This is a genomic window from Rathayibacter sp. AY1C4 (assembly GCF_002932195.1).
Classification (GTDB): domain Bacteria; phylum Actinomycetota; class Actinomycetes; order Actinomycetales; family Microbacteriaceae; genus Rathayibacter.
In genome coordinates this window covers 108,661-119,132 of the sequence record NZ_PSWE01000009.1, presented here as the reverse complement: position 1 = coordinate 119,132, position 10,472 = coordinate 108,661, and the positions used below count along the sequence as shown (strand labels likewise).

Here is a 10,472-nt window from a genome sequence, read left to right as displayed (position 1 = left end):
GTGCTCACGAGCGGGTACAACACCGCGGGCGGCCGGGAGGTCGGGCCTACTCCTCGCCGAGGAGGCGGGAGAGGTAGCGGGCGACGGCGCGCACCGCGGTGATGTTGCCGGAGTAGTCCATCCGGATCGGGCCGAGCACGCCCAGGCGCGAGACCTGGCCGCCCGCGGTGTTGTACCCGCTCGTGAGCACCGAGGTCTCCTGCAGCCCGAACGGCGCGTTCTCGCGGCCGATGCGCACCGAGATGCCCCGGGGGTCCGGCGTCATCTCGGCGAAGAGGCGCAGCAGCTCCACCTGCTCCTCGATCGCCTCGAGCACGGGATAGATGCTGCCCGAGAAGTCCTCCTCGGTGCGGACGAGGTTCGCGGCGCCGGCCATGACCAGGCGGTCCTGCCGGTTGGCGCCGACCTGCTCGAGCAGGGTCTGCACGATCGGCGTCAGCACGTGGCGCCGCTCGGGGCTGAAGCGCTCCGCGACGGAGCCGAGCGTCTCGGCCGCCTGCTGGAGCCCGAGGCCCAGCACGGCCGTGTTGAGCTTCGCGCGGATCTCGCCGAGGAGCGCGTCGTCCACGTCCTCCGGGGTCTCGAGCACGCGCTGGTCGACCCTGCCGGTGTCGGTGATCAGCACCGACAGGAGGCGGCGGGGAGCGAGGGCGACGAGCTCCACGTGGCGCAGCCGCGCGGCTCCGAACGACGGGTACTGCACGAGCGCGACGCTGTTGGTGAGCTGCGAGAGCAGGCGGACGGTCTTGACCAGCACCTCGTCGAGGTCCGGGCTCTGCCCGAGGAACGTCTCGATCGCCTGGCGCTGCGCGGAGGTGAGCGGGCGCAGGTCGGCGAGCTGGTCGACGAAGAGGCGGTAGCCCTTGTCGGTCGGCACGCGGCCGGACGAGGTGTGCGGAGCCGCGATCAGCTCCTCCTCCTCCAGCTGGGCCATCTCGTTGCGGATGGTGGCGGCCGAGACGCCGAACGCGTGGCGCTCGACGATCGACTTGGAGCCCACCGGCTCCCGGTTCGCCACGTAGTCCTGCACGATCACGCGCAGGACCTGGAGACCGCGCTCCGTGACCATACGACCGACCTCCCGCCGGACTCCGAGTGCCCGCGGGCACGACCGTCTGCGGCGCTGACGCCGCGCGGAGCCTGGCACTCCGCAACTCTGAGTGCCAATCATAACCGGGAGGCGGACCGCCCGGCGGGGTTGCGCGGGGATCGGCCGGGGTGCACTCCTGCAGGGCCGCGGGGAGGAGCCCCGTCATCCCCGAGGAGGAGGTCCCGCGCGGCCCGGTGCGGAGGGAGTCGCCGCATGCCACGATGGACGCCGAGCGCACGGGGGACGCCCGTCGCCGCCGCCGGAACGGAGACCATCATGTCGGCCACCCCTCCCCCGCCCCCCGTCTACGGGACCCCGGCTCCGCCGCTGAACCCGGCGGACGAGAAGACCTGGGCGATCGTCACGCACGTGACCGGCATCTTCTTCAGCTTCCTGCCCTCGCTGATCGTCTTCCTGGTCTTCAAGGGGCGCGGACCGTTCCTCGAGGCGCACGCCAAGACGGCCCTCAACTTCCACCTGACGACGCTGATCGCCTACGTCGCCGGGACGATCCTGTCCTTCGTCCTCGTCGGCTTCATCGTGTTCCTGGTCGTGCCGATCCTGGTGATCGTCTTCGCGATCATCGCCTCGGTGCGCGCCAGCGCGGGCGAGTACTACACGTACCCGCTCAGCATCCCGTTCTTCAAGTAGCCGCGGCATCGGGGCGGCCGCGCGTCGCCCGCCCCGGGATCCGGCCTCAGCCGTCGGTGAGGCGGCGCACGACCGCGTCGGCCAGCAGACGGCCGCGCAGGGTCAGCACGATCCGGCCGCCGAGCGCCACCCGGCCGTCGACGAGGCCGTCGGCGATGAGCCCCGCCACCTCGCTGCGCCGATCGGCGTCGATCGCGTCGATGGGCAGCCCGTCCGCCAGGCGCGAGCGCAGCAGCACGTCCTCCACCCGCCGCGTCCCCGCGTCGAGCGTCTCCCGCCCGGCAGCGGGTGAGGCCCCGGTGCTCAGCCGGTCGGCGTAGGCCGCCGGGTGCTTCACGTTCCACCAGCGCACGCCTCCGACGTGGCTGTGGGCGCCGGGACCGACGCCCCACCAGTCGTGGCCGAGCCAGTACGAGAGGTTGTGCCGGGAGCGGTGGGCATCGTCGCGGGCCCAGTTGCTGACCTCGTACCAGGAGTACCCGGCAGCGGCCAGGCGCGCGTCGGCGAGCTCGTACATGTCGGCCGTGAGGTCGTCGTCCGGGGTCGCGACTTCGCCGCGGCGGATCTGCCGGGCGAGCTTCGTGCCGTCCTCCACGATCAGGGCGTAGGCCGAGAGGTGGTCCGGCCGGTTGGCGAGCGCGGAGTCGAGCGACCGCTCCCAGTCGGCGAGGGACTCCCCCGGCGTGCCGTAGATGAGGTCGAGGCTGACCTGCAGGCCGGCCTCCCGCGCCCACTCGACCACGAGCGGGACCCGCTCCGGGTCGTGGGTGCGCTCGAGCGTGGCGAGGACGTGCGGCACGGCCGACTGCATCCCGAAGCTGACGCGGGTGAAGCCCGCCTCGGCCAGCGCGCGGAGGTAGGCGGCATCGACGGAGTCCGGGTTCGCCTCGGTGGTGATCTCAGCGTCGGGCGCGACCCCGAAGTGGGTGCGGAGGCCGTCCAGCATCCGCACCAGGTCGCCGGCGGGCAGGAGGGTGGGCGTCCCGCCGCCGAAGAAGACCGTGCGGGCGGGGCGCCGGGGCAGGCCCGCGCGCTCGAGCACCTCGGCACCGAGAGCCATCTCGGTGATCGCCTCGTCGGCGTAGTCCTGCTGCTTCGCCCCGCGGAGCTCGGTCGCCGTGTAGGTGTTGAAGTCGCAGTACCCGCAGCGGACCCGGCAGAACGGCACGTGCACGTAGAGGCCGAGGTCCCGCTGCTCCACGCCTTCGACGACGGACGCGGGCAGTCCGCCGTCGAGCGGAGCAGGATCGGCGATCGGGAGGGCGCTCCCCACGTCAGCTGACGCGCGCCGGCAGCAGCGCGCGGAGGTACTTGGCGACCTGGCGCTTCTGCACGGCGCGCAGCACCGGCGCGCCCAGGCGGTAAAGACGGGTGGAGGGTCGCGAGAAGACCCGGATGACGAGCCAGACCGAGTCGTCCGCGCGCTTCTCGACGACGAAGGACTCCTCGCCGCTCTCGGGGTGGCCCTCGAGGGTGCCGTAGGCGAAGCCGACCTGGTCGGGCTCGTCGACGACGTAGACCACGCGGACCGGGGCGTCGAAGACGCGGCCGAGCAGGGTCACGCGGAGCACGGCGGTCACGCCGGCGGTGATGTAGGGGGTGCCGTCGGGAGCGAAGTGCTCCTCCGTCGGCCGGCTGACGAGGTCGATCGGGGTGCCCGCGGCGTCGAAGTTGACGCCGGTGTACTGCACGCCGCTGCCGCTGGTGATATCGGTCACCTCGATGCCGCTGCCGCGCTGCACGCCCCAGGTCATCAGGGAGGCGGTGGTGATGGCGAAGCGCTCGTCGCCCGAGCCGAGACGGGCCTCGAAGCGCTCGGCCGTGAAGCCGTCCGGCGGGTACTCGAGCAGGTCGGGTGCCAGAGTGCCGCCGACGGCCGCGTAGGTGACCTGCGGCTGGCCCTCGAAGTTGGAGCGGCGGATGCTCACGTCCCGACCTTCTTCCCGGACTCCTCGAGCGCGGCGCGCGTCGAGTCCGCGTGCCGGGTGGTGCTGTCCATCCGACCCAGCGTATCCGACCGTCGGCGCCCCGAGCCGGGAACGACCGAGGGCCCTCCCCCGCCGGAGCGGGAGGAGGGCCCTCGTCGTGGTGCGGGTCGGTTCAGCTGCAGGGAGTCAGCTTCGCGACGGCGTCCGACAGGGTGCCGGTGCCGCCGAGGAGGACGATGCGCGTCGCTCCGCCTGCCTTGATGCCCTGCAGCACCTTGACCGGCACGCAGGTCGGGGGCACGGCGAAGAGGGGGCTCCCCGTGCGCCCGGCGGCCGCGGCTCCGGCCAGGGCGTCGGGGAAGTTCTCTCCGGTGGCCAGGAACACGGTCTCCGACCCGCGGGGGAAGGCCGCCCGGTTGAGCTGCTCCGAGGTGTCGTAGCGGTCGACCCCGCCGATGCGGCTCACGGTGGGTCCCCCCGGCACAGTGAGGGAGTTCTGGATGCCGGCGCTGACCGACAGCTCGGATCCCGCGATGGTGAGCACCGGCGGCCGGAGCCGCGTCAGGATCCCGACAGTGGTCGGGTCGGCCGCCGGGAGGCCGCCGTTCACGAGGACGACGGGGGCGGAGTTCTTGCCCGCGGCGGCGGTGGCGCTGAGCGCGTCGGGGAACTTCTCGCCGGTCGCGAGCCAGGCCCCCTTCGGCGAGGTGCCGAAGGCGCTCTCGATGATCTTCCGCGACGTGTCGTAGCGGTCGGTGCCTCCGAGGCGGAAGACCCTCCCGTTCGCGTACTGGCCGAGGTCGGTCGCGAGGGCGTCGCTGACGCTGAGGTCGGAGCCGACGACGACGATCCGCTGGGGCTTGAGACGGGTGAGCTCGTCGCGCACGACCTGGCTCACCGAGTCGCGGTCGACCAGGAGGAGCGGGCCGCCCTGCTTCGCGGCGGCGGGACCGGCGCTGAGCGCGTCGGGGAAGTTCGCGCCGGTGGCGATGTAGACGACGGGGACGCCGGGGGTGTCGAAGGTCGCCTTCGAGATCTCGACCGCGGTGCCCTGGCGGTCGGTGCCCGCGAGGCGGACGACCTCCAGGCCGGTGCCCGGCGTCGGGGTGGTGGTCGACGGGACGACGCGCAGCGGCGCGCGCACGATGACGCCGGTGCCGGAAGGCTGCTCCCCGCCGCGGCTGAGTCCCTTCACCTCGACCGACGGGGCGCCGAGCGGCGTCGTGTCGCTGAAGGTGAGGTAGCGGTCGAAGAACTCCTGGGTCGGGGTGATCGCGATGCCCCGCCCGTCCTGCACGACCTTGGGGACGGCCTTCAGGCGGCCACCGTCCTCCGTTCCGACCGTGGCGCTGAGGCCCGCGAGGTCGAAGAAGCCGGGGACACCGGAGTCGAGGACGATGACGTCGCCCGCGCCGGCCTCGGTGACAGTGCCGCCGCCGGCCCAGAATTCGCCGCCGGCGCGCCCGGAGGAGGTGGACGTCGACAGGTCGAGGTCGGCCTCCGCGGACCCGCTCGCAGCAGTCACCTGGAGGTCGGCGGAGAGGGCGAGGACGAAGCCCGTCCGGTCGATGCCGGACGGAGCGTAGGCGTCGGCCGCCTTCTTCTCGGAACCGTTCAGGAGGAGCGACAGCGAGGTGCCGCCGAAGGAGCCGGCGGCGCGCCCGATCGGGATGTCGATCGAGTTGGTGGCGGTGTCGACGACGGATTCGCCGCTCGCGAGGTCCGTCGCGGTGCTCCTCAGCTGCCACGTCACGACCCGGTAGCCGGGGTGCGACCACTCGGTGAAGGTGTCGGGAGCGGTGGAGTCGGGCAGCTCGACGGTCAGCGTGGTCGCGTCTCCGGGCACCGGCAGCGGCTCGGTGCCGCCGAACCGGGCGTTGTCCGACCAGGAGTACGGCGCGGGCGCGACCGGGATCACCTTGTTCGCTGCGGAGGCCGGCCCTGCCGCCACCAGCGATCCCGCTGCGACGGCCGCGATGCTCGCGAGCGCCGCCCCCGTCCTGATCCAGCGCTTCCTCGTGCTCGTAGGCACCACGGACTACCACCCTTCGTCATGGTGGAGGACCGGTCGTCGACGCTGCAGCCCCCCATGCGGATCGATCCCGATCCACGGCCGCGTCCTGGCGTCCGAAAGCTACCGGTCCGCTGTGAGGCGCCGCAATCCCCGAGGACACGATATCCCGGACGGGGGGGGTGCGTCGCCCGTCCGGGAGGGGGGACGGGCGCCGGCGACGGGGCTCGCGCTACTTCTTGTCCTTGGTCTCGACGTCACCCGAGAGCGCGGCGATGAACGCCTCCTGGGGGACCTCGACGCGGCCGACCATCTTCATCCGCTTCTTGCCCTCCTTCTGCTTCTCGAGGAGCTTGCGCTTGCGGGTGATGTCGCCGCCGTAGCACTTGGCGAGGACGTCCTTGCGCATCGCGCTGATCGACTCGCGGGCGATGATCCGGGCGCCGATGGCGGCCTGGATCGGCACCTCGAACTGCTGACGCGGGATCAGCTTGCGCAGGCGCCCCGTCATCAGCACGCCGTAGGCGTAGGCCTTCTCCCGGTGCACGATCGCGCTGAACGCGTCGACCTGCTCGCCCTGCAGCAGGATGTCGACCTTCACGAGGTCGGCCTCCTGCGAGCCGGCGGGCTCGTAGTCGAGCGAGGCGTAGCCGGCGGTCTTTGACTTGAGGTTGTCGAAGAAGTCGAAGACGATCTCGCCGAGGGGCATGTGGTAGCGGATCTCGACCCGGTCCTCGCCCAGGTACTCCATGCCGATCAGGGTCCCGCGGCGGCTCTGGCAGAGCTCCATGATCGTGCCGACGTAGTCCTTCGGCGCGAGGATCGCGGCCTTGACGATCGGCTCCGTGACGGCGGCGATCTTCCCGACGGGGAACTCGCTCGGGTTCGTGACGGTGACGGTCTTCTTGTCCTCCGTCGAGACCTCGTAGATGACCGAGGGCGCCGTGGTGATGAGGTCGAGACCGAACTCGCGCTGCAGGCGCTCGGTGATGATCTCGAGGTGCAGGAGGCCGAGGAAGCCGCAGCGGAAGCCGAAGCCGAGCGCCACCGACGTCTCGGGCTCGTAGACGAGCGCCGCGTCCGAGAGCTTGAGCTTGTCGAGGGCCTCGCGCAGGTCCGGGTAGTCGCTGCCGTCGATCGGGTACAGGCCCGAGAACACCATCGGGAGCGGCTCGGTGTAGCCGGGCAGCGCCTGCGTCGCGGGCTTGGACGCCGTGGTGACGGTGTCGCCGACCTTCGACTGGCGCACGTCCTTCACACCGGTGATCAGGTAGCCCACCTCGCCGACCGCGAGACCCTGTGTCGCGACGGGCTCGGGGCTCGACACGCCGATCTCGAGGATCTCGTGCGTGGCGCGGGTCGACATCATCTGGATCTTCTCGCGCGGCGAGAGCTTGCCGTCGATCATCCGGACGTAGGTGACGACCCCGCGGTAGGCGTCGTACACGGAGTCGAAGATCATGGCGCGCGCAGGGGCGGAGGGGTCGCCGACGGGCGGCGGGATGAGCTCGGTGACGCGGTCGAGCAGCGCCTCGACGCCCATGCCGGTCTTGCCGGAGACGCGGAGGACGTCGTCCGGGTCGCCGCCGATGAGGCTCGCGAGCTCCTTCGCGTACTTCTCGGGATCCGCGGCCGGCAGGTCGATCTTGTTCAGGACAGGGATGATCGTGAGGTCGTTCTCGAGCGCGAGGTAGAGGTTCGCGAGCGTCTGCGCCTCGATGCCCTGCGCCGCGTCGACCAGGAGGATCGCGCCCTCGCAGGCCGCCAGCGAGCGGCTGACCTCGTAGGAGAAGTCGACGTGACCCGGAGTGTCGATCATGTTCAGGGCGAACGTGCGCCCGTCGCGCTCCCACGGCATCCGCACGGCCTGCGACTTGATCGTGATGCCGCGCTCGCGCTCGATGTCCATGCGGTCGAGGTACTGCGCGCGCATCGCCCGGTCCTCGACGACACCCGTGATGCCCAGCATCCGGTCGGCGAGGGTGGACTTGCCGTGGTCGATGTGGGCGATGATGCAGAAGTTGCGGATGGACGCCGGATCGGTCGCGGCGGGCTCGAGCCCGGAGTGTGCACGTGGAGACATCGTGGGACCAGTGTCCCATGCCCGGCGGCGGAGGCCGGGACCGGCGGCTACAGATCGAGTCCGTAGGTGCGGGTGGGCTCGACGCCGGGCGGGTTCTCCCGCTCGCCGAGGCGGACGAAGCCCATGCTCTCGTAGAGGGCGTGCGCGGTGGTCATCAGCGTGCCGCTGTTCATCACGACCCGCTGGAGGCCCCGCTCGGCGGCGAGCATCACGACGAACTCGGTGAGCAGCCGCCCGAGACCCCGCCCACGTGCCTCCGGGGCGACGGCGAGAAGCCGCCAGTCCAGCTCGCCGGGGCGGCCGAGCTCGTACAGGTTGGCGCCCGGGCGCGCAGTGGTGACCGTGGCGAGGATCCGCCCGTCGCCCTCGACGGCGACCCAGACCTCGCCCTCGACGTCGTGCCGGGCGACCGCGGCGACGTCGGCGGCGTACTCCTCCCCCAGCTCGTAGTCGTGGGCGTAGGCGGCGAGCCGCAGGCGCGAGACCTCCTCGTACTCCTCCGCCCGGACGCGCCGGACCAGCACCTCGGCGGCGCTCATCCGCGCACCGGGGCCGGGAGGGCGCGCAGCCCGTGCTCCAGCGCCGCGGGGTCAGCGGCGAGGCAGACGCGGATCCAGCCCTCGCCGGTGCGGCCGAAGGCGCTGCCGGGAGCGACGGCGACGAGGGTCTCGAGGAGGAAGGACTCGACCCAGGAGGCGACGTCCCCGCCGGTCGCGTGCGCCATGTCGATCCACAGGTAGAACGCGCCCTCGGGCTCGCGGTAGGCGATCCCCCGCTCGTCGAGCACGCCCGTCGCGAGCCGCAGGTTGGCGAGGTAGTGGTCGGAGGCGGCGGCCACCGCGTCCTGCGGCCCGGTCAGAGCGGCGAGGGCGGCGCGCTGGTCCGGAGTGGCGACGCAGCTGATCGCCGCCTCCTGCACCGTGACCATGATCGACGTGAAGCCGGGAGGCGTCACGAGGTAGCCGACGCGGACGCCGGTCATCGCGTAGGTCTTCGAGAAGGAGAAGACGCTGAGGACGCGGTCGGCGTCGTCCCCGCGCTCCTGCGCGATCGCCGCGAGGCTCACGTGCGGGCGCCCGTAGGTGAAGTACTCGTAGACCTCGTCGCTGAGCACCCACAGGTCGTGGCGCCGGGCGATGTCGAGCAGGCGCTCGAGGACCTCCCTCGGGAACACCACGCCGAGCGGGTTGGACGGGCTGTTGACGATCAGGACGCGGGTCCGGTCGGTGATCAGGCGCTCGACCTCCTCGGGATCGGGGAGGAAGGCGTTCTCGGCGCGCAGCGTGTACGGCACGGGGACGGCGCCGATGGTCCGCGCGTTGGTCGTGAAGACGGTGTAGCCCGGGTCGGGGATGAGCACCTCGTCGCCGGGCCCGAGCAGGAGCGTCATCGCCTGGTGCAGCGCCTGCGTGGCGCCGACGGTCACCCACACCTGCTCGACGTCCGCCTCGATGCCGTTGTCTCGCGCCAGCTTCTCCACGATGGCGCGCCGGAGCTCGGGGACTCCGCCGTTGGGCCCGTAGCGGGTGTCGTCGGCCGCCCACGCCGCCCGGGCCGCCTCGATGATGTGCGGCGCGGTCGGCACGTCGGGCTCGCCCACCGCGAGGAGGGTGACTCCGTCGAGCCGCAGCGCGATCTCGAACAGGTGGCGGATGCCCGAGGGCGGCACCGCGGAGAGGTGATCGGCGAGACGGGGCACCGGCGTCACGTTACCGGCGGGCCCGGACCGCGAGACGCCACGGCGGTCCGCCTCCCCCTGCGTGTCGCCCCGGCGGCCCCGACCCGGACGGCGCCACCTCCGCGGGCGCGGCGCGGTTGAAGGGTGACGACGGGTGCGCTAAAGTTCCTTGTTGGCTTGCGCTCCCCCTCCGGACACCCGGCAGGCGTGGAGTGATCAGAAGCCGGCGACCTCCAGTCGCACCGCAGGGCGTTCAGACGCCCGCGGAAGGGGCACTCCGTCGAGTAGCCGGCTGCACACACGCACATCCGAGAAGAAGGTAATCCACGTGGCAAACATCAAGTCGCAGATCAAGCGCAACCTCACCAACAAGAAGGCGAACGAGCGCAACAAGGCCGTCAAGAGCGAGCTGAAGACCGCCATCCGCTCGGTCCACACCGCCATCGCCGCCGGCGACACCGAGAAGGCCGGCACCGCCCTCGCCTTCGCCGCCAAGAAGCTCGACAAGGCCGCCAGCAAGGGCGTCATCCACAAGAACCAGGCCGCGAACCGCAAGTCGGCCATCGCGAAGCAGGTCGCCGCGCTGTAGTACTGCGCGAAGCTGCAACGACGAAGGGTCCGGCCTCTGGCCGGGCCCTTCGTCGTTTCCGCTTCGCGGTCGACGGGCTCCTCGTGCCTCGTCGCCCGTCGCGCAGTCGGCTTACAGGGGTGGTCGCGGTGGGAGGAGCGGGTTTCGTTCCGGGTACGACGATCCGCTCGCACGCGGATCGCCTGTGACCCTGCGAGGTCGACGGGCGACGCTTCGTCGTCCATCGGACGTGGCGCGGTCGGGTCTCATGACGGTCGCGGTGGGAGGAGCGGGGAGCGTTCAAGGTACGACGATCCGCTCGCACGCGGATCGCCGGTGGGCCCTACCGTTCTCGACGGGCTCCTCGTTCCTCGTCGCCCGTCGCGCGGTCGGCTTACAGGGGTGGTCGCGGTGGGAGGAGCGGGGAGCGTTCCGGGTACGACGATCCGCTCGCACGCGGATC

At 71.8% G+C, this 10,472-nt stretch carries 9 protein-coding genes; 2 read left to right on the top strand and 7 right to left on the bottom strand.

Going from position 1 to position 10,472, the window contains the following annotated elements:
* Positions 1 to 46: 46 nt before the first annotated feature.
* Positions 47 to 1,069 (bottom strand): heat-inducible transcriptional repressor HrcA, encoded by a 1,023-nt coding sequence (gene hrcA, locus C5C99_RS06745; protein WP_104223131.1) that lies wholly within the window; start codon positions 1,067 to 1,069, stop codon positions 47 to 49.
* A 297-nt stretch (positions 1,070 to 1,366) separates the two neighbouring features.
* Here hrcA and C5C99_RS06740 point away from each other — a divergent pair, with 297 nt between their 5' ends.
* Entirely contained in the window at positions 1,367 to 1,741 is a 375-nt protein-coding gene (locus tag C5C99_RS06740) for a DUF4870 domain-containing protein (RefSeq protein WP_104223130.1), read from the top strand.
* Between the two features lie 46 nt (positions 1,742 to 1,787).
* On the opposite strand, the gene hemW is transcribed toward C5C99_RS06740, so the two are convergent.
* The 6 genes from hemW to C5C99_RS06710 all read right to left on the bottom strand — a co-directional run bounded on the left by hemW (position 1,788) and on the right by C5C99_RS06710 (position 9,462).
* Entirely contained in the window at positions 1,788 to 3,014 is a 1,227-nt protein-coding gene (gene hemW / locus C5C99_RS06735) for a radical SAM family heme chaperone HemW (protein ID WP_104339821.1), read from the bottom strand.
* 1 nt (position 3,015) lies between these two features.
* Complete coding sequence (locus tag C5C99_RS06730; RefSeq protein WP_244229440.1) at positions 3,016 to 3,669, bottom strand: DUF1990 family protein; 654 nt, start codon at positions 3,667 to 3,669, stop codon at positions 3,016 to 3,018.
* Between the two features lie 172 nt (positions 3,670 to 3,841).
* Positions 3,842 to 5,701 (bottom strand): cell wall-binding repeat-containing protein, encoded by a 1,860-nt coding sequence (locus C5C99_RS06725; RefSeq protein ID WP_146085477.1) that lies wholly within the window; start codon positions 5,699 to 5,701, stop codon positions 3,842 to 3,844.
* A gap of 211 nt (positions 5,702 to 5,912) precedes the next feature.
* A complete protein-coding gene (gene lepA / locus C5C99_RS06720; protein ID WP_104223127.1) occupies positions 5,913 to 7,763 on the bottom strand; it encodes a translation elongation factor 4 in 1,851 nt (616 codons plus the stop codon).
* A 47-nt stretch (positions 7,764 to 7,810) separates the two neighbouring features.
* A complete protein-coding gene (locus C5C99_RS06715; RefSeq protein WP_104339819.1) occupies positions 7,811 to 8,302 on the bottom strand; it encodes a GNAT family N-acetyltransferase in 492 nt (163 codons plus the stop codon).
* Positions 8,299 to 9,462, bottom strand: a complete 1,164-nt coding sequence (locus C5C99_RS06710) for a pyridoxal phosphate-dependent aminotransferase (RefSeq protein ID WP_104248213.1) — start codon at positions 9,460 to 9,462, stop codon at positions 8,299 to 8,301. The genes C5C99_RS06715 and C5C99_RS06710 overlap by 4 nt, the downstream gene beginning before the upstream one ends.
* Positions 9,463 to 9,769: 307 nt before the next feature.
* On the opposite strand from C5C99_RS06710, the gene rpsT reads away from it, so the two are divergent.
* Positions 9,770 to 10,030, top strand: a complete 261-nt coding sequence (gene rpsT / locus C5C99_RS06705) for a 30S ribosomal protein S20 (RefSeq protein ID WP_097165711.1) — start codon at positions 9,770 to 9,772, stop codon at positions 10,028 to 10,030.
* Positions 10,031 to 10,472: the final 442 nt, after the last annotated feature.

Coding starts and splice junctions, on each gene's coding strand:
- hrcA (WP_104223131.1), bottom strand. CDS start 1,069: ATGGTCACGGAGCGCGGTCTCCAGGTCCTGCGCGTGATCGTGCAGGAC.
- C5C99_RS06740 (WP_104223130.1), top strand. CDS start 1,367: ATGTCGGCCACCCCTCCCCCGCCCCCCGTCTACGGGACCCCGGCTCCG.
- C5C99_RS06715 (WP_104339819.1), bottom strand. CDS start 8,302: ATGAGCGCCGCCGAGGTGCTGGTCCGGCGCGTCCGGGCGGAGGAGTAC.
- lepA (WP_104223127.1), bottom strand. CDS start 7,763: ATGTCTCCACGTGCACACTCCGGGCTCGAGCCCGCCGCGACCGATCCG.